Here is a 17,579-nt window from a genome sequence, read left to right as displayed (position 1 = left end):
GTACGTTACACTGTTGCATTATCGTCTTCAGTGTAATGCCTTCCGCCATGAAATCCTTGTACGTCGCCTTTGTGGTTCTTTTGCTTGCCGGTTGCGCCAGCGGCCCGCGCCTGGACACCAATCATCCTTCGGTCAATTACGATAACCGCGTGCAGTTCGTGATTGTCCATTACACCTCTACCAACCTGGAGCGCTCCCTGGCCTTGCTCACCCACGGACAGGTCAGCAGCCATTACCTGATCGGCGATGACGCCGACGCCACTATCTATAAGTTGGTGGACGAGAGCCAGCGCGCCTGGCACGCCGGCGAAAGCGAGTGGATGGGCCGCACCTGGCTCAACTCCAGCTCCATCGGTATCGAGATCGTGAACCCCGGCTACAAGGACACGCCGACTGGCCGCCTGTGGTATCCGTATTCTGAAGCGCAGGTGAAATCCCTGGTGGTGTTGCTCAAGGACATCAGCAAGCGCAACGGCATCGACCCGAAGAACATCATTGGCCACAGTGATATCGCGCCGCTGCGCAAGCTGGACCCAGGTCCCTTGTTCCCGTGGAAGCGCCTTGCCGCTGAAGGGCTGGGTGCTTGGCCAGATGCCCAAGCGGTTGCACGTTTCCAGGTGCAATATGCCACCGCGCTGCCGAGCATCAGTTGGTTCCAGGAAGAATTGGCGCGCTTGGGCTACCAGACGCCCCAGACCGGCGAGCTGGATGTGGCCACGCGTCATGTGATTGCGGCGTTCCAGATGCATTTCCGGCCGTCGCTGTTTGACGGTACGCCCGATGCGGAAAGTGCCGCGATCCTGCGTGCCTTGAACCGGCGCTAGAGCGGCAACGCCATATAGAACTGAGTGCCCTGCCCCGGCCGTGAATACACGCCCATGCGGCCGCCGTGCAATTGCACGATCTCCTTGCACAGCGCCAGGCCCAGGCCGGCGCCGCCTTTCTTGCGGCCCACCTGCACGAACGGTTCGAAGATCCGCCCCTGCTGCCCATAGGCGATGCCTTCGCCGTTATCTTCGACGCTGACGATCACGCGCTCGCCATGGCGGCGCGCTTGCAGGCGAATCTGCCCGCCCGCAGCTGTGTGGCGCAGGGCGTTACCCAACAGGTTGTCGAGCACCCGCTCCAGTTGTGCCTGGTCTGCGTATAGGCGGGGCAAGTCGGGTTGAGCTTCTACCAGCAATTCGATGTTTTGCGCGTTTGCCGGTTCAACGAAGCGCGCACGGGCATGCTCCAACAGGTCGGTCACGTCGCACGGGCCCAGCGTGAGTTTCTGCAGGCCGTTCTGGTAGCGCGAGAAGTTGAGCAGGTCGTTGATCAACTGCATCAGGCGCTGCATCTCTTCATTGACCGTATCCAGCAGGTCCGCTTCACGGGACTCGGCAGGGAACTTGGCGCGTTCGCGGAACAGCCCGAACGCCATGTGCATGCCGGTGACTGGGGTGCGCAGCTCATGGGAGGCGCGTAATACGAACTCGCTGCGCACCCGCTCGAAGGCGCGTTGTTCGGTGACATCATGCAGCACCATCACCGCACCGAGAATATGCCCCTGGGTATGGCTCACGGGTGTCAGGCTGTAGGTCAGCAGGCGCAGTTCGCCTTCGACTTCCACCTCGAGGTCGTCCGGTGCCCGTTCCAGATTGCCACCACGCAGGACCAGTTGCAGTTGGTCGTCCAGTTCCGGACGCGCCAGCGCCTCGCCAAGGCCTTGGCCGAGACGCTCCTCGTCCCAGCCCAACTGGCGCTGGGCCACCGGGTTGAGGTGCTCGAGACGGCCTTGGCGGTCAATCATCAACAAGCCATCGTCAATGCTGTCGAGCACGGCCTGCAGGCGCTGTTGGCCGGCTAGCAGCTCATCGACGTTGGTCGCCTGATGCTGGCGCAACGCCTCGGCCATGATGCCGAAGCGGCGTGTCAGTTGGTTCATCTCCGCTGCCGACGAAATCGGCAGCGTCACTTCGAAATCACCTTGGCCGATCTTGTCCGCCGCCTTGGCCAGCGCTTCGATCGGCGCGCCGAAACGGCGAGCGATGCCATGGGCGGTGACAAAACCAATGATCAATACCGCGATCCCCACCAAGCCCAGCAGCCCGGCGATCAGCAAAGCGCGGGCTCGGGATTTGTGCTCGCTCGTGTTGATGGTTTCCAGGGCGCGCTTATGCTCGGTGATCAAGCCGTTGCGTAACACGTTGAACGTTTCGGTGAGGCGATCGTTATTGCCGCTGACCAACGAGGCAGGCTTGGATTCTTCGAATGCTTTGAGAAAATTCAGATAATCGGCGCGCGCGCGGCTGAATCCGCTGATCCTGCCGTCCTCCCGCTCGTGGACGATGCCTTGGTCCAGCAAGTCGAAGTATTGTCGCTTGGAGGCCTCCAGTGCTTTTGGATCGGGGTGTTCTTCAAGCATCAGAATCAGTTGGTCGCCGAGGCTCTGGCGCAGTTTCAGCCCGAGCTCCAGCGTGACGAAATTACTGCGGATCAGGGACTCCTGAGTCTTGGCCATTTGCATGACGCTGACCAAGCCCAGGATCAGACCCAACAGGGCGACGGTGATCAGCGCTGAGATACTCAGGAACAACCGAGTGCGCAGTTTCATCGCTAACTTCATAGGGTACAGCTCACAGGTTGTACTGTTTGCGTTTGCGGTACAGGGTCGACGCATCGATACCCAGCGTGCGGGCCGCCTGGTCCAGGGTGTCACTGGTGGCCAGCACCGCGCCGATATGGGCTTTCTCCAACTCGTCCAGACTCAGCGCCGCGCCGATACGCGGCGCATTGTTGGTCGGTTGCTCGGCCATCCCGAGGTGACTGATTTCTACCTTCTCTTGGGGGCAAATGATGCTGGCGCGCTCCACCACGTTGCGCAGCTCGCGGATATTGCCGGGCCAACGGTAGTTGAGCAGCGCTTCGCGTGCTTCATCACTGAAGCCGCGCGCCGGTCTGGCGTATTCCTTGACGAAGCGCGCCAGGAAGCGGTCAGCCAAGGTGAGGATGTCTTCACTGCGCTCGCGCAGCGGTGGCAGGTGCAAGGTGATCACGTTCAGGCGATACAGCAAATCCTCGCGAAAACGACCATCGCGCACCATGTCTTCCAGGTTAAGGTTGGTGGCGGCCAGGATGCGGACATCGGCCCGGCGAGTGACCGGGTCACCCACGCGTTCGTATTCCTTGTCCTGGATAAAACGCAATAACTTGGGTTGCAACGTGAGCGGAAAGTCGCCGATCTCGTCGAGAAACAGCGTACCGCCGTCCGCTTGGTTGACGCGGCCCAAGGTGCTTTCACTGGCGCCGGTAAACGCACCACGGCTGTGGCCGAACAGCTCGCTTTCCATCAGCTCCGCGGTCAGCGACGGGCAGTTAATAGTCACGCAGGATTTCTTCGAGCGCTTGCTCCAGCCGTGAATGGCCCGGGCCAATTCACCTTTACCGGTACCGGACTCGCCGAGGATCAGGATGTTGGCGTCCGTTCCGGCGACCTGGCGCGCGGTTTCCAGCACCACCATCATCGACGGGCTGTGGGAATCGAGGCCGTCCTTGGGTTGGCGTACCGCGCCCTCAAGGGCTTCGAGGCGCGCGGAGAGTTGGCGCACTTCCAACTGCTTGGCAGTCGCGAGGCGCAGTTGGTCCGGGCTGCACGGTTTTACCAGATAGTCGGCGGCACCTGCTTGAATCGCATCAACGGCAGTGTCGACCGCTGAATGCGCGGTGACAATCACCACGCGCATCCACGGCGCTTGGATCCGCATTTGAGCCAGCACATCCAGCCCGTTGTCCTCGCCCAGGCGAAGGTCGAGGAAGCACAGGTCGAACACTTGGCGTTGCATCAGGGTATCGGCCTGGGCTGCGCTGTTCGCGGTCGCGACGGTGTAGCCCTCATCTTCCAGGCAATAACGGAAGGTGCGAAGGATCGCGGATTCGTCATCCACTAAAAGAATACGGCCTTGAAGTTCCTTGGCTGATTCCATGTGTCCCGCGCTCCTTAACTATAAATGATGGTGTTTAGTCCCGGAATAATCGGGCAAGTTGCATGGTTCATTCTGATCGATAAAAAGCAGTGTCGTACAGGTATCTGCATCGCCTCATACAAAGGCCTTACCTCATGGCATTTTCATGTCGTCCCGCGCCGTCACCAGCGTGACCTGTGGTTTCCACTCGATAATCCATCGTGCATTTCGCACGGCTTCCAGGCGGGCATCGTGCAGGATGCTGGGTGTGTGGTCGATTGGAAATACTTAACTAATTGATTTTATTGATTTTTATTTGTATAAAAACCTGGCATGCGCTCTGCAATATCTCCCTCAACGATAAACAAGATGCGGGAGAACAGCAGCATGACTCGCCAAAGCCTGAACCAACTGCGTGTATCGCCACTGCGCTTGCAGCAAGGTCTGTTTGCCAGCCTGGCCCTGATGGTCACGTTGATTGGCGGCCAGCAGTTTCAGCATTGGCAGCAGAGTCAGCAGCAGGTTCCGCAGTTCGAACGTCCGGCCGTGACCCAGACCCATTTCCGTTCCGTTGGCAGTGTTGCTGCCGATGCAACAGCCCCGCAACTGCGGATGGTTGACCAGGAGTCTTCCCTGAGTGAACTGCCATCCCAGGAACGCTGGGTGTTCTAGGCACCACAGGCCGCTCGGGTTGAGCGGCTGCACGACACTACCGCTGTTACCTCTATTAAAAGTTTAAGGAGAATCACCATGTTGAGTTGGGCAATCACATTTCTGATCATCGCCATTGTGGCTGCAGTCCTGGGCTTCGGTGGCATCGCCGGCACCGCCACGGGTATCGCAAAAATTCTGTTCGTGGTCTTCCTGGTGATGTTCATCGCTTCGTTCTTCTTTGGTCGTCGCGGCCGAGGCTGAAAATGACCACTTTGTCCTTCAAGGCCATTACTGCCGCCCTGCTTCTGGGCGGCAGCGGCTTGGCGATGGCCGCCAACGACGGCCAATCGCGCGCCAACGAATTGCTCAGCGCGGACCCGCAATACCGCGAGACCTGGCAAGGCGTGGTGAAGAAAGAAGAGCGCCTGCCGGAATGGGTGATGAACCTGTCGGGCACGGCCGAGCAGATGAACGCAGTGCAAGAGGATGGCGACGAGTACTTGGTCGGGCCGCTCTGCGAAACCGCGGACACCTGCCTGAACAAGCGCCTGATCGTAGCTTTCAGCCTCGACAAGGAAGATGCCTACGCCATGTTGGTGGAAGTTCCTGCCGGTTTGCCGGCGGACAAGTCACCCACGCGGCATGCGGCTTACCGATTTATCGGCAAGCCGGATGAAGGCATGCAAAAGCTGCTGATGGAGCAGTTGAAGAAAGATCCGAATTGGTACTAGGTTCCGTCCGGCGCATCTGTCGCCCACGGAGCCAGCGTCCATAGAAAGAAGCCCCTCGCTTCTTTCTGTTTGCACCACCCGCCAAGGGCGGTGCATGACCAGGGGGCCGGGTTGCTCTGATCAAACGGGATCGGCGTGACCTACGGGTACAGGGAGTGCCTGCGCAAGGGCCGGGTCAGGCGAAAAGCTGCGACGCAGGTTCACAAGTTCTTGCTTGTCGAACCTGCGGAGGGCTTATGCCGCTGTTTCAAATCTGCTTTCTTTATGCCTGCCTTAGTTGGAATTCCATTTCTGCTCGTGGCCAACCATTTCTTGGTGTTTCGGGTCGACCATCTATCGATAAAATTTGTCGGCGGCCATCGGACGTTTCTGACCCTAAGCGACTCAATCTTCTGGTTTTTTCACCAACCGTACCTGGACGTCCTGATTCTCTGAGCGAGCCGGGTTTGGCAGGTTCACGGCATGTTTGTCGGACAAAATGTCACATTTGAACTGACCGTTCGGACAGTTATTATGAGAAAAGACCATGCCGATTCGGCATAGGGTAGGCGTTTACGGCATTAGACGGCGCTCCCTTGCATGGCAATAGTTGCGGCTTTTTTCGCCTGCCAGTAAGCCATTTCGGCCACGCTGCGGTGACCTTCCATGGAGGCACATGCACTCACTTTTTCGCCCCCGGGCGTTGCAGCTGGTGCATCTGCCTTAAGTTCACTTGAAGTAAGGGTAATGACATGAAGAAGGCAAAGCTAAGCCTCGCCTGGCAGATCCTCATCGGTTTGGTGCTGGGGATCGCAATCGGTGCCGTGCTCAACCATTTCAGCGCTGAAAAGGCCTGGTGGATCAGCAATGTGTTGCAGCCGGCGGGCGATATCTTTATCCGCCTGATCAAAATGATCGTGATCCCGATAGTCATTTCCTCGCTGATCGTCGGCATTGCCGGTGTCGGTGACGCGAAGAAACTCGGGCGCATCGGCGTCAAAACCATCCTTTACTTCGAAATAGTCACCACTATCGCCATCGTCGTCGGCCTGCTGCTGGCCAATCTGTTCCACCCCGGCGCCGGCATCGACATGAGTACCCTGGGTACCGTCGACATCTCCAAGTACCAGGCGACCGCCGCAGAAGTGCAGCACGAGCATGCGTTCATCGAAACCATCCTCAACCTGATCCCTTCGAATATCTTCGCCGCCGTTGCCCGTGGCGAAATGCTGCCGATCATCTTTTTCTCCGTGTTGTTCGGCCTTGGTTTATCGAGCCTCAAGCCTGAGTTGCGCGAGCCGCTGGTGACGATGTTCCAGGGCGTGTCCGAGAGCATGTTCAAAGTTACTCACATGATCATGAAGTACGCTCCGATCGGCGTATTTGCACTGATCGCCGTGACCGTTGCCAACTTCGGCTTTGCATCGTTGCTGCCGCTGGCCAAGCTGGTGATTCTGGTTTACGTCGCCATCCTGTTCTTCGCCTTCGTGGTCCTTGGCCTGATCGCCCGCCTGTTCGGCTTCTCGGTGATCCGGCTGATGCGCATCTTCAAGGATGAGCTCGTACTGGCTTACTCCACCGCCAGCTCCGAAACCGTGCTGCCGCGCGTTATCGAGAAGATGGAAGCCTACGGCGCACCGAAAGCGATCTGCAGCTTTGTGGTACCGACCGGTTACTCATTCAACCTCGACGGTTCGACCCTGTACCAGAGCATCGCGGCAATCTTCATCGCCCAGCTGTATGGCATCGACCTGTCGATCGGCCAGCAACTGATGCTGGTACTGACCCTGATGGTCACCTCCAAAGGCATCGCCGGCGTACCGGGCGTGTCCTTCGTGGTGCTGCTGGCGACCTTGGGCAGCGTGGGCATTCCGCTGGAAGGCCTGGCATTTATCGCTGGTGTCGACCGCATCATGGACATGGCGCGTACGGCGCTCAACGTGATCGGCAACGCCCTGGCCGTATTGGTCATCTCCCGCTGGGAAGGCATGTACGACGACGTCAAGGGCGAGCGCTACTGGAATTCCCTGCCGCACTGGCGCAGCAAGGAAGCCTTACCGACCGCCCAAGCCACCCGCAGCTGACAGTGCAATCGCGCTGAAACAAACCCCGGACAATTCCAGGGTTTGTCGTTTCTGCCAGCCCCGCTATCATTCGCCCCATTCTTCGGGGGATTCAACTGATGCTCAATGGCCTGTGGCTTGGCTTCTTTGTCGTGGCAATGGTGTCGGCACTGGCGCAATGGCTGGTCGGCGGTAACGCCGGCATATTCGCGGCGATGGTGGAAAGCATCTTCGCCATGGCCAAGTTGTCGGTGGAAGTCATGGTGCTGCTGTTCGGCACCCTCACCTTATGGCTGGGCTTTTTGCGCATCGCCGAAAAAGCCGGGATCGTCGATTGGTTGGCCAAGGCTCTCGGGCCGCTGTTCCGCCGCCTGATGCCCGAGGTGCCCGCCGGCCACCCGGCCATCGGCCTGATCACCCTCAACTTCGCCGCCAACGGCCTGGGCCTGGATAACGCCGCGACGCCCATCGGGCTCAAAGCCATGAAGGCGCTGCAGGAACTCAACCCCATCCCCAATACCGCCACCAATGCGCAGATCCTGTTCCTGGTGCTCAACGCGTCGTCGCTGACGCTGCTGCCGGTGACGATTTTCATGTATCGCGCGCAGCAAGGCGCTCCCGATCCAACCCTGGTATTCCTGCCGATCCTGTTGGCGACCAGCGCCTCGACCCTGGTGGGCCTGCTCTCGGTGGCGCTGATGCAGCGCCTGCGGCTGTGGGATCCCGTGGTGCTGGCGTACCTGGTGCCCGGTGCGCTGATACTCGGCGGCTTCATGGCATTGCTGGCGACGCTGTCCGTCACGGCGCTGGCGGGTTTGTCATCGATCCTGGGCAACCTCACGCTGTTCGGCTTGATCATGCTGTTCCTGGTGATCGGTGCGTTGCGCAAGGTCAAGGTGTACGAGGCGTTTGTCGAAGGCGCCAAGGAAGGCTTCGATGTTGCCAAGAACCTGCTGCCGTATCTGGTGGCGATGCTGTGCGCCGTGGGCGTGTTGCGCGCTTCCGGGGCGCTGGAGTTCGGCCTCGAAGGCATTCGCCACTTGGTGGCCTGGACCGGCATGGATACGCGCTTTGTCGATGCCTTGCCGACCGCGATGGTCAAGCCGTTCTCAGGCAGCGCGGCGCGGGCGATGCTGATCGAGACCATGCAGACCCAAGGCGTGGACAGTTTCCCTGCATTGGTCGCGGCAACCATCCAGGGCAGTACCGAAACCACCTTTTATGTATTGGCGGTGTACTTTGGTTCGGTGGGCATCCAACGGGCCAGGCATGCGGTGGGCTGTGCGTTGCTGGCGGAGTTTGCCGGTGTCGTGGCGGCGATTGCGGTGTGCTACTGGTTCTTTGGCTGAGGCTCAAATCGCTATCGCAGGCAAGCCAGCTCCCACATTCGATTGTATTCACAGATCAAAAAAATGTGGGAGCGGGCTTGCCCGCGAAGAGGCCCTCAGCGTTTCGCTGCACTGTTGCCCTGCGCCACCACCCAATCCACCACCTGCCTGTTTAACTGATCCCCCGCCAACCCAAACCCGGCGACAACGGCCGGCACCTTGGTATCCTCCGCCGGTTGTCTAACCTCAAACCGCCGGCTGGCAACGATTCGCTGGTCACTGCCGCGCACCAATCGCGCGTCCAGGCGAATCACCACCTCCACCGTACTGCCGTGGTACTCACTCTGGAACGCCTGCAGTTGCCCGCCAAGTTCATAATCGGACTGCAGGTTGGTGTCATCGGTACTCAACAGCGTCACCCGCCCGTCGCGCTGAAAGCCATCCAGCAGGCGATTGCGCAACAGCACCGGCGACGGATCGCTCCAGCGTGCGTTGGCATAGCTGCTGATCAGATTACCGTTGGGCACCACGGCAATGCGTGGGCTGTCGAGGAACTCGCTGGCCTGCGGCTTGGTCACGCGCAACGACCAGGCCACGGCTGTGCCTTGGGTCGCGGTCGGAGACGCGGCCAAACGGTATACATCCGAAGGATCGGCCTTGGGCAGGATCGAGCACGCACTGACCAGCGCCAGGGCCGCGAGGGCAATCATTGGGTAAGCACGCTTCATGGCGTGAACTCCTTGTTCTTGTCGCTGCCCAGCAGGTAACCGCTGGGGTTGGCTTCCAGGCGGCGGGAGATGGCGCGCAGCGAACCGAGGGTTTCGCGCAGTTCGCGCACGGCCGGCGCCAGTTCGTTGAGGCCTTGCAGGCCACTGTTTACCGAGCTTTTGTTGTCGGTCAGCAACGTATTGATAGTGGCTGTGCTGTGTTCAAGGGATTTCATGGCTTGCTCGGCGCTGCCGAAGGCCTGTTTACCTTGTTCGTTGAGCAAGCCATTGGCGTTGCGCATCAGGACCGTGGTCTGTTCCAGGGCTGCGCTGGCCTGCTTGCTCACCTGCATCAGCTGTTGCATCACCACCTTGATATCGCCGCGTTGGTCGGCAATCGCCCCCGTGGTTTGCTCAAGATGGTCCAGGGTGTTGCTGATGCGCTCCACATTCTGTGCCGAGAACATATCGTTGGCGTTGTGCAGCAGCAGGTTGACGCTGGTCATCAGGTCGTTGCTATTGTTCAGCAGGCGCGCGATGGGCGAAGGCGAGGCAATGATCTGCGGCAAGTTGCCGTCCTTGCCCTTGAGCTCGGCGCTTTGCGGTGTGCCGCCGCTGAGCTGGATGATCGAGGTGCCGGTGATGCCCGTCAGGGCCAGTTTGGCCTGGGTGTCCTCCTTGATCGGCGTCTGGCCGGCCAGGCGGATGCGTGCCAGCACGCGGCGCGGGTCCTTGGGGTCCAGGCGCAGGCTGGTGACGTCGCCCACCTTGATTCCGCTGTACTGCACGGCGCTGCCCTGGGACAGGCCACTGACCGCCTCGTTGAAGATCACTTCGTAGTCCTGGAAGGCGCTGTCGACGCTGGACTTGGCCAGCCACAGGCCGAACAGCAGCGCGCCGACCACTACGATCACGCTGAACAGACCGATCATCACATGATGGGCTCGGGTTTCCATGTCATACCTCGTTGAGCGATTGAGCGGCATCCAATGCCGCGCGGCCACGGGGGCCGTGGAAGTATTCGTGAACCCACGCGTCGTCCGTTTGCGAGACGAGGTCGATGGCGCCGGCCACCAGCACTTTCTTCTGCGCCAGCACCGCCACGCGGTCGGTGATGGTGTATAGCGTGTCCAGGTCGTGAGTGACCAGGAACACACTCAGGCCCAGCGCATCGCGCAGGGTCAGGATCAACTGGTCGAACTGCGCCGCGCCAATCGGATCGAGGCCGGCGGTGGGTTCGTCGAGGAACAGGATGTCCGGGTCCAGGGCCAGGGCGCGGGCCAGGGCGGCGCGCTTGATCATGCCGCCGGACAGCGAGGCCGGGTATTTGTCCGCCGCCGACAGCGGCAACCCGGCCAGGGCCAGTTTGACCGCGGCCAAGTGCTCGGCGTCGCGGCGGCTTAAGCCGGCGTGTTCGATCAACGGCAGCGCGACGTTCTCGGTCACGGTCAGCGAGGAAAACAGCGCGCCCTTCTGGAACAGCACGCCGAAGCGTCGTTCAATCAGCGAGCGTTGCTGTTCCGAAAGGTTTGGCAGGTTCTTGCCGAACACCCGCACTTGGCCTTCACTGGGCCGGCGCAGGCCGACAATGCTGCGCAGCAGTACCGACTTGCCGCTGCCGGACCCGCCGACCACGGCCAGGATCTCGCCCTTGTATAAATCCAGGTCCAGCTGTTCGTGCACGCTTTGGCTACCAAAGCGATTGCACAGGCCGCGCACTTCAATCACCGCCTCGGCGGGCGCTCGGTGCAGGCGACTCACCAGCCCATCTCCATGAAGAACAACGCGGCCACCGCATCCAGCACGATCACCACAAAAATCGATTGCACCACGCTGGAGGTGGTGTGAGCGCCGACCGACTCGGCGCTGCCGCTGACCTTGAAGCCTTCCAGGCAGCCGATGGCCGCGATCAGGAAGGCGAAGATCGGCGCCTTGATCATGCCCACCACGAAGTGCTGCACGCCGATGTCCGAGTGCAGCAGCGACAGAAACATCGCCGGCGAAATATCCAGGGCTACGGCGCACACCACGCCGCCGCCGATGATCCCCGAGAGCATCGCCAGGAAGGTCAGCATCGGCAGCGCTACGAGCAGCGCCAGCACGCGGGGCAGTACCAGCAACTCTATGGGGTCCAGGCCCAGGGTGCGGATGGCGTCGATTTCTTCGTTGGCCTTCATCGAGCCGATCTGCGCGGTAAAGGCACTGGCAGTGCGGCCGGCCATCAGGATAGCGGTGAGCAGTACGCCGAATTCGCGCAAAAACGAGAACGCCACCAGGTCCACGGTGAAGATGGTGGCGCCAAAGCTCTCGAGCACCGTCGCGCCGAGAAATGCCACCACCGCGCCCACCAAAAAAGTGAGCAAGGCCACGATGGGCGCGGCGTCGAGGCCGGTCTGTTCGATATGCGCAACCATTGGCGTGATACGCCAGCGCTTGGGCCGCAACAGTCCGCGGGCCAACGTTTCGATGATGAGGCCGATAAAACCCAGCAGTTGCTTGCTGTCTTGCCACACGGTGTCCACCGCCCGGCCGATGCGCGCCAGCACCTGAATGCCGGTGGCTTCTTCCGGCGCTTTATCCGGCACGCAAAAGTCATTCAGGGAGCGGTAGACGGTCTTGAGCAACGCGCGGTCAGCCGCAGACAGGCTGCAGTCGGTCTGTTCGGCCGATTGCTCGATGCGGGTCGGCCCCAGCAACTCCACCAGCAGCGAGGCGCCGGCGGTATCCAGGGTGCCGAGGCCGTTGAGGTCGATGCGCGCGCCGGCGTCATATTGGCCGTCGAGCTTGTCTGACAGCTTCTTCAGGCTGGCATAGTGGGCAAGCGTCCAGTCCCCCGTAATCCGCAGCTGTGGCGGGGTGGTGGACGTATCGAGGTGGGCGGCGCCGGCCGTCGTGCTGGTGGTCATAAGCTCCGAGCTTGTTTGGCTATCCACAATGGCTACGTAATAGCACGATCCTGGCTACTTTGGATTGTCCGTTTGTGCTGTGTCCGTCACTTTGAAGCGCAGCACGCCGATCACCTGGCCGTCTTCGGTCAACACGCGTACTTGCCAGCGTCCCACCGAGTCGGCCGGGAAATTCTGCTTGTGGGTCCAGGCGCGGTAGCCCTCCTTGCGCCCGCCGTGGATATCCAGGGCGATGCGGTCGACCTCTTTGCCATTGAATTTCCACACGTGGTAGATCCGCTCATCCAGGCCGCGCGGGGCGTTGATCGCGGTGTAGGCGTACAGCCCGCCACTGCGCAGTTGGGCGGCGGTGACTTCCTTAAGGTCATCGCCGGGCGTGCGGTCTTGCAGTTGAGTGCTGATCGCCACTTCGGTCATCCACAAGGTGGCCGGCGGCACCCAACTGCGCAGTAACCAGCCGGCGCAGCCGATGGCAGCCGTGACCCCCAGCAGCATTGCCCAGCCTTTGACGCTGCGCAGCGGCAGGCTCACGGCCAGGCTCGGAATCGACAACGCCATGGCCACGCCGAGCGCCAGTTTATAACTCTCGGCGGTGGTCAGGTGCAGGATGATCGGCAGCGCAGTGAGCAGCGCGGCGAACAAGGTAAAGGTGTGCAGCGCGAGGAACAGCGAGCGTTTGGGTGCCAGCCACTTGTAGTAAAGCGGGTCGACGATCGACACCAGTGCAGCCGCCCCGAGCAGGCCGGTGAAAACCGACTGGCCGCTGTTCCATGCGGTGGTGATGAAAAAGAACGGCAGCACGAAAAACAGGCTTTCCTGGTGGATCATCTGGGTCGCGTAGCGCAACAGCGGTTCAGGGATTTCGCGCTTGAAGAGCTTGGTGAACAGCTGGGTAAAGCTGTTTTCCAGCATCAACCACAGCCAGCTCACCAGCATGATCACCGCGATCCAACTGGCCATGCCTTGTTGGCGGTCCACCAGGATGAAACTGCCCACGCCGGAAATGAAACCGCCGAGCGCGATCACCCCGGGGTAGCGCTTCATCAATTCAAGAATGCGGGTGATCAAGCGGGTCAGGGTTTGCATTCGGCGGTTCGCAGTATTTGGTAGGAGAAATCCCAGACAGAATATCGTCTTGGCTCGGTGTCCGGTGCGTCATTACGCTATCCGTTTGCGATAACCCCGCACGCCGATCAACGCAATGATGATCAGCCCAAGCACGCCGGCGCCGATCCAGCTGAGCGCATCGTAGCTCAGTAATGGTTTCTCGATGCGCCAGTAGCCGGGTTGCTGGAATAGCTGGCGCATGGCGCGGTTGGTCTGGTCCAGGCTCACGGCCTTGATGCGTTTGACCGGATCGCTGAAGTGACCGTTGTTGTAGTCACCCAAAGCGCTCCAGTAGTAGTCGGCCAAGGCGCTGTTGCCCTGCACGGCCCAGGCCTGTCGCGCGATGGCGGCTTGTTGCAGGCGCGCGAATACCGCCGGGTCGAGGCCATCCTTGAGCAAGTGCGCCTTGAGGTCTTGGAGCACTTGTTCGGCGTCGGCGAGGTTTTCGCGCTCAAGGTCGGCATTCAGGCTGAGGAAGCCGACGCCACCGAGCACTTCACGCTCGCTCCAAGGGCCGTAGGACAAACCGCGCTTGAGGCGCAGTTGTCGGTACAGCGCCCAGTCGAGGTAGTCCTTGAGCAGGTCGTAGGTTTCATCATGCCCGCCATCCAGTACCGGCTCGGGAAACAGCCAGTGCAATTTGGCGCTGTTGCCGACCCCGCCATGGATCAGTTCACGGTGGCCGGCAGCGGCGTGCTGGATCTGCGGCAGCGTGGGATGCTCGCTCGGCTCGACCGGATCGAGTTGGCCATAGGTGCGTTCCAGGTAGGCGGGCAGCAGTTTGTCGAGATCGCCGACGACGATCAGCGTCATGTTATTGGGGGCATACCAGTTCTTGCGCAGGGCCTCCAACTGGTCGCGCGTCAGATGATCGACCCCGGCGCGTTCGGCGCATTTGAGCCCGAGCTCGACGGCCAGTTGATTGCTGGCGGTGTGGCCCAGGTCCTGGCGGTCCAGCAGGCGCTGCAGGCGGGAGTAATGGCCGCCATCTTCGCGTTCGACGACGCGCTTGGCGTCATTGATGTTGGCGTCGGTCAGTTCGGTACGGGTGATGATCGCCAGGAGCAGGTCGAGCACCTTGCGCTGGTTCTGCGCGGGCGCCTCGATCACAAAGGTGGTGTCGGCATTGCTGGTGTAGGCGTTCCATTCGCCGCCCAAGGCTTGCATACGGTCCTCGAGCTCGCCTTCGCCGCCGCCGTCGATGCCGCTGAACAGCAAGTGCTCCAGCAGGTGCGGCAGCTCTTTATCTTCACAGGCGAAGTCATCCAGGCCTACGCCCACCACCAGGCGGATCGCTACGTGCCCGCGCTCGGTGCCCGGTTTGAGCAGCAATTGCAGGCCGTTGGGCAAGGAGTAGCCCTCGACTTGCAGGCGGTCAAAGGCAAAGGCGTGGGCGGCGCCCATGAGCAGGCACGCAACTAACAGGCGACGCATAACAAGCTTCCTGGCGAGTGAGGTCAGCTTTAACTGACTTCACGGGCCACTGTACGTTCAGGGCGAATGCGTGATGTCGACAATATCGTCGGCGGACAGCGCGCCCGTGTCGGACGTTTCCAGCACCACATAGGCGCTGCTGCAAAACAACGAGTTCAGGCGTTTCATGTCGGCAATCAGCTCCAGGTGCAGGGAACTGGTCTCCAGGCTCTGTACGATCTTGCGCTGCAGCCGGCTGACGTGGGCATGGGCCAGGCGGCGTTCCTGGGCGCGGAAGCGGCGTTTTTCACGCAGCAATTGGCGAGCGCTGTGCGGGTCGGCACTGAGGAACACCGACAGGCCCAGGCGCAGGTTGGCGATCAACTGGCTGTGCAGGCCGCTGAGTTCTTCCAGGCCGACTTCGGAAAACTGGCGGCGCTGTGAGGTTTTTTGCTGCTGGACTTTGCGCAGCATGCGTTCGATCAGGTCGCCGGCCAGCTTCAGGTTTATCGACAGCTCGATGATTTCGGCCCAGCGGCGACTGTCCTGTTCACTGAGGTCTTCACGGGGCATTTGCGCCAGGTAAAGCTTGATCGCGCTGTACAGTGCTTCGACATCGTCGCTGAGGCTGCGCATTTGCTGGGTGATGGTGGTTTGTTGGCCGCGCAGTACTTCCTGCATGGCGGTGAGCATGTTGTCGATCAGATCGCCCAGGCGCAGGGTCTCGCGAGCAGCGTTGGCCAGCGCCAGGCTGGGTGTGGTGAGCGCGGTTGGGTCCAGGTGACGTGGCTTGGCTTTGCCGTTGAGTTCTTCACGCTCGGGCAGCAGCCAGGCGCACAGGCGTGACATCGGGCCAATGGTGGGCAGCAGGATCAGGCAGCGGCTGACGTTGTAGAGCAAGTGGAAGGTAATGACCATGCCCTGCGCGCTGTAGTCCAGATCGTCCATCCACAGCACCAGCGGGTCGAGCACCGGAATGATCAGCAACAGGCCGATCAATTTGTACAACAGGCTACCCAGGGCCACCTGGCGCCCGGCGGCGTTTTGCATGCTGGTGCTGAGAAAAGCCAGTACGCCGCTGCCGATGTTGGCGCCGATCACCAGGCCAATGGCCACGTGCAGGCCGATGACGCCGGCGCCGGCAAGGGTGGCCGTCAATAGGACGGCGGCCAGGCTGGAGTAGGAAATCATCGCGAACAAGGCGCCGACCAAGGCGTCGAGCAGGATGTCGCCGGTCAATGAGCCAAACAGCACTTTCACGCCTTGGGCATGGGTGATGGGCCCGGCGGCCTCGACGATCAATTGCAGTGCGAGGATGATCAGCCCGAGGCCGATCGCCACCCGACCCAACTGCCCTGCCCGTGTCTGTTTGCGCGACAGGAAGAAAATCACCCCGAGAAAAATCAGCAGCGGCGACAGCCAGGACAGGTCAAACGTCAGCACCCGCGCCATCAGTGCCGTACCGACGTCGGCGCCGAGCATGGTTGCCAGGGCGGGCATCAGCCCCATCAGGCCCTGGCCGACAAACGAGGTCACCAGCATCGCCGTGGCGTTGCTGCTCTGCACCATGGCGGTCACCAGGATACCGGCGATAAACGCCAGCCAGCGCTTGGACATGTTCTGCCCGATGACTTGGCGCAAGTTGGAGCCGTAGACCCGCAGGATGCCGGTACGGACGATGTGCGTGCCCCAGATCAGCAGGGTCACGGCGGAAAGCAGATTGAGCAAGGTCAGCATGCTCGGCCCCCCGTGTGGGTGCGCTCCAACAGGAGCAGTAAAAAGTGCCGCGTGCCGCTCTACGTCTTGTACTTAAGCTGTAGTTGGCGAAAAGGCTCTGCGCCAGCATCGCATAGCTAAAGTGGGGATTGAAACAAAACTGTCATGAAGCGGTTTTCTGCGGATATGAAAAAAGGGGCGCGAACGCCCCTTTTCAGCAGCGGATCAGCTTATTGACCCGGAACGTCCTTGCGCAGTTTCACTGGATCCTGCTGTTTCCTTTTTTTCGCAATGGCGGTGCGCATCTTGATGTTCACCGCCTCTACCGCCAGCGAGAACGCCATGGCGAAGTAAACGTAGCCTTTTGGCACGTGCACATCGAAGGATTCGGCGATCAGCACGGTACCCACGACCAGCAGGAACGACAGCGCGAGCATCTTCAGCGACGGGTGCTTGTCGATGAATTCGCTGATCTTGCCAGCGGCCAGCATCATCACCAGTACGGCCACGATGATTGCAGCGACCATGACCGGCACATGAGAGACCATGCCGACCGCGGTGATCACCGAGTCCAGGGAGAACACGATGTCGATGATCGCGATCTGGATGATGGTGTAGATGAACTTGCCACCGGCGCCCTTCGGCTCGTCGTGGGTTTCGTCTTCACCTTCCAGGGCGTGGTACATCTCCTGGGAGCTTTTCCACAGCAGGAACAGGCCGCCGAAGAACAGGATCAGGTCTCGACCCGAAATGCCCTGGCCGAAGACCACGAACAGATCGGCGGTCAGTTGCATGACCCACGTGATCGACAGCAGCAACAGGATACGGGTGACCATGGCCAGCGCCAGGCCGAAGATCCGGGTACGCGCCTGCATGTGCTTGGGCATGCGGCTGACCAGGATCGAAATCATGATGATGTTATCGATACCCAGGACGATCTCGAGCGCCGTCAGGGTGAAGAAGGCAATCCAGATTTCCGGATTGGTCAGCCATTCCATGTGTATTCCTTTGAGCAAGTGTTAACCGCGCAA

The 17,579-nt window shown here is 60.7% G+C and carries 16 protein-coding genes; 6 read left to right on the top strand and 10 right to left on the bottom strand.

The features are described from left to right. Positions 1-47: 47 nt before the first annotated feature. The gene (locus tag ACLH0H_RS08505) at positions 48-824 is read left to right on the top strand and encodes an N-acetylmuramoyl-L-alanine amidase (RefSeq protein ID WP_411381691.1); all 777 of its coding nucleotides are present in this window, start codon (positions 48-50) and stop codon (positions 822-824) included. Here the strand turns inward: ACLH0H_RS08505 and ACLH0H_RS08500 are convergent. After that, positions 821-2,608, bottom strand: a complete 1,788-nt coding sequence (locus tag ACLH0H_RS08500) for a KinB sensor domain-containing domain (protein WP_411381690.1) — start codon at positions 2,606-2,608, stop codon at positions 821-823. The genes ACLH0H_RS08505 and ACLH0H_RS08500 overlap by 4 nt on opposite strands. A gap of 10 nt (positions 2,609-2,618) precedes the next feature. After that, complete coding sequence (gene algB / locus ACLH0H_RS08495) at positions 2,619-3,965, bottom strand: sigma-54-dependent response regulator transcription factor AlgB (RefSeq protein ID WP_064053131.1); 1,347 nt, start codon at positions 3,963-3,965, stop codon at positions 2,619-2,621. Between the two features lie 366 nt (positions 3,966-4,331). Here algB and ACLH0H_RS08490 point away from each other — a divergent pair, with 366 nt between their 5' ends. The 5 genes from ACLH0H_RS08490 to ACLH0H_RS08470 all read left to right on the top strand — a co-directional run bounded on the left by ACLH0H_RS08490 (position 4,332) and on the right by ACLH0H_RS08470 (position 8,720). Continuing rightward, on the top strand, positions 4,332-4,616 hold the full coding sequence (locus ACLH0H_RS08490; protein WP_076952276.1) for a hypothetical protein: 285 nt from the start codon (positions 4,332-4,334) through the stop codon (positions 4,614-4,616). A 78-nt stretch (positions 4,617-4,694) separates the two neighbouring features. After that, positions 4,695-4,859 (top strand): DUF1328 domain-containing protein, encoded by a 165-nt coding sequence (locus tag ACLH0H_RS08485; protein WP_003170804.1) that lies wholly within the window; start codon positions 4,695-4,697, stop codon positions 4,857-4,859. Positions 4,860-4,861: 2 nt separating this feature from the next. Continuing rightward, complete coding sequence (locus tag ACLH0H_RS08480; RefSeq protein ID WP_411381689.1) at positions 4,862-5,329, top strand: inhibitor of vertebrate lysozyme family protein; 468 nt, start codon at positions 4,862-4,864, stop codon at positions 5,327-5,329. A 731-nt stretch (positions 5,330-6,060) separates the two neighbouring features. Next, positions 6,061-7,392, top strand: a complete 1,332-nt coding sequence (gltP, locus tag ACLH0H_RS08475) for a glutamate/aspartate:proton symporter GltP (RefSeq protein ID WP_411381688.1) — start codon at positions 6,061-6,063, stop codon at positions 7,390-7,392. 98 nt (positions 7,393-7,490) lie between these two features. Next, positions 7,491-8,720, top strand: coding sequence for a nucleoside recognition domain-containing protein (locus tag ACLH0H_RS08470; protein WP_411381687.1), 1,230 nt, complete (start codon positions 7,491-7,493; stop codon positions 8,718-8,720). Positions 8,721-8,815: 95 nt separating this feature from the next. Here the strand turns inward: ACLH0H_RS08470 and ACLH0H_RS08465 are convergent, their stop codons facing one another. The 8 genes from ACLH0H_RS08465 to ACLH0H_RS08430 all read right to left on the bottom strand — a co-directional run bounded on the left by ACLH0H_RS08465 (position 8,816) and on the right by ACLH0H_RS08430 (position 17,546). Further along, on the bottom strand, positions 8,816-9,427 hold the full coding sequence (locus ACLH0H_RS08465) for an ABC-type transport auxiliary lipoprotein family protein (RefSeq protein WP_411381686.1): 612 nt from the start codon (positions 9,425-9,427) through the stop codon (positions 8,816-8,818). After that, on the bottom strand, positions 9,424-10,362 hold the full coding sequence (locus ACLH0H_RS08460) for an MlaD family protein (RefSeq protein WP_186685713.1): 939 nt from the start codon (positions 10,360-10,362) through the stop codon (positions 9,424-9,426). The genes ACLH0H_RS08465 and ACLH0H_RS08460 overlap by 4 nt, the downstream gene beginning before the upstream one ends. Position 10,363: 1 nt before the next feature. Continuing rightward, positions 10,364-11,167, bottom strand: a complete 804-nt coding sequence (locus ACLH0H_RS08455; protein WP_411381685.1) for an ABC transporter ATP-binding protein — start codon at positions 11,165-11,167, stop codon at positions 10,364-10,366. Beyond that, a complete protein-coding gene (locus ACLH0H_RS08450) occupies positions 11,164-12,312 on the bottom strand; it encodes an MlaE family lipid ABC transporter permease subunit (protein ID WP_411381684.1) in 1,149 nt (382 codons plus the stop codon). Before ACLH0H_RS08450 ends, ACLH0H_RS08455 begins: the two co-directional genes overlap by 4 nt. 54 nt (positions 12,313-12,366) lie before the next feature. Next, positions 12,367-13,398: a DUF5924 family protein gene (locus ACLH0H_RS08445; protein WP_411381683.1), complete on the bottom strand. Its 1,032-nt coding sequence runs from the start codon at positions 13,396-13,398 to the stop codon at positions 12,367-12,369. 72 nt (positions 13,399-13,470) lie between these two features. Next, positions 13,471-14,853 carry a M16 family metallopeptidase gene (locus tag ACLH0H_RS08440; protein WP_411381682.1) on the bottom strand — a complete coding sequence of 461 codons (1,383 nt, stop codon included), beginning with the start codon at positions 14,851-14,853 and terminating at the stop codon, positions 13,471-13,473. Between the two features lie 57 nt (positions 14,854-14,910). After that, positions 14,911-16,569 (bottom strand): Na/Pi cotransporter family protein, encoded by a 1,659-nt coding sequence (locus tag ACLH0H_RS08435; RefSeq protein WP_411381681.1) that lies wholly within the window; start codon positions 16,567-16,569, stop codon positions 14,911-14,913. A 209-nt stretch (positions 16,570-16,778) separates the two neighbouring features. After that, a complete protein-coding gene (locus ACLH0H_RS08430; RefSeq protein WP_411381680.1) occupies positions 16,779-17,546 on the bottom strand; it encodes a TerC family protein in 768 nt (255 codons plus the stop codon). Between the last annotated feature and the right edge of the window lie 33 nt (positions 17,547-17,579).

Source organism: Pseudomonas sp. MPB26 (genome assembly GCF_046605355.1).
GTDB lineage: Bacteria > Pseudomonadota > Gammaproteobacteria > Pseudomonadales > Pseudomonadaceae > Aquipseudomonas > Aquipseudomonas cedrina.
Note: the sequence above shows the minus strand (reverse complement) of the source record. Positions and strands in the feature narration are given on the sequence as shown.

Excerpts from the sequence above, each read along its gene's own strand:
- ACLH0H_RS08505 (WP_411381691.1), top strand. The coding sequence starts at position 48 with ATGAAATCCTTGTACGTCGCCTTTGTGGTTCTTTTGCTTGCCGGTTGC.
- ACLH0H_RS08500 (WP_411381690.1), bottom strand. The coding sequence starts at position 2,608 with ATGAAGTTAGCGATGAAACTGCGCACTCGGTTGTTCCTGAGTATCTCA.
- algB (WP_064053131.1), bottom strand. The coding sequence starts at position 3,965 with ATGGAATCAGCCAAGGAACTTCAAGGCCGTATTCTTTTAGTGGATGAC.
- ACLH0H_RS08490 (WP_076952276.1), top strand. The coding sequence starts at position 4,332 with ATGACTCGCCAAAGCCTGAACCAACTGCGTGTATCGCCACTGCGCTTG.
- ACLH0H_RS08485 (WP_003170804.1), top strand. The coding sequence starts at position 4,695 with ATGTTGAGTTGGGCAATCACATTTCTGATCATCGCCATTGTGGCTGCA.
- ACLH0H_RS08480 (WP_411381689.1), top strand. The coding sequence starts at position 4,862 with ATGACCACTTTGTCCTTCAAGGCCATTACTGCCGCCCTGCTTCTGGGC.
- gltP (WP_411381688.1), top strand. The coding sequence starts at position 6,061 with ATGAAGAAGGCAAAGCTAAGCCTCGCCTGGCAGATCCTCATCGGTTTG.
- ACLH0H_RS08470 (WP_411381687.1), top strand. The coding sequence starts at position 7,491 with ATGCTCAATGGCCTGTGGCTTGGCTTCTTTGTCGTGGCAATGGTGTCG.
- ACLH0H_RS08465 (WP_411381686.1), bottom strand. The coding sequence starts at position 9,427 with ATGAAGCGTGCTTACCCAATGATTGCCCTCGCGGCCCTGGCGCTGGTC.
- ACLH0H_RS08460 (WP_186685713.1), bottom strand. The coding sequence starts at position 10,362 with ATGGAAACCCGAGCCCATCATGTGATGATCGGTCTGTTCAGCGTGATC.
- ACLH0H_RS08450 (WP_411381684.1), bottom strand. The coding sequence starts at position 12,312 with ATGACCACCAGCACGACGGCCGGCGCCGCCCACCTCGATACGTCCACC.
- ACLH0H_RS08445 (WP_411381683.1), bottom strand. The coding sequence starts at position 13,398 with ATGCAAACCCTGACCCGCTTGATCACCCGCATTCTTGAATTGATGAAG.
- ACLH0H_RS08440 (WP_411381682.1), bottom strand. The coding sequence starts at position 14,853 with ATGCGTCGCCTGTTAGTTGCGTGCCTGCTCATGGGCGCCGCCCACGCC.
- ACLH0H_RS08435 (WP_411381681.1), bottom strand. The coding sequence starts at position 16,569 with ATGCTGACCTTGCTCAATCTGCTTTCCGCCGTGACCCTGCTGATCTGG.
- ACLH0H_RS08430 (WP_411381680.1), bottom strand. The coding sequence starts at position 17,546 with ATGGAATGGCTGACCAATCCGGAAATCTGGATTGCCTTCTTCACCCTG.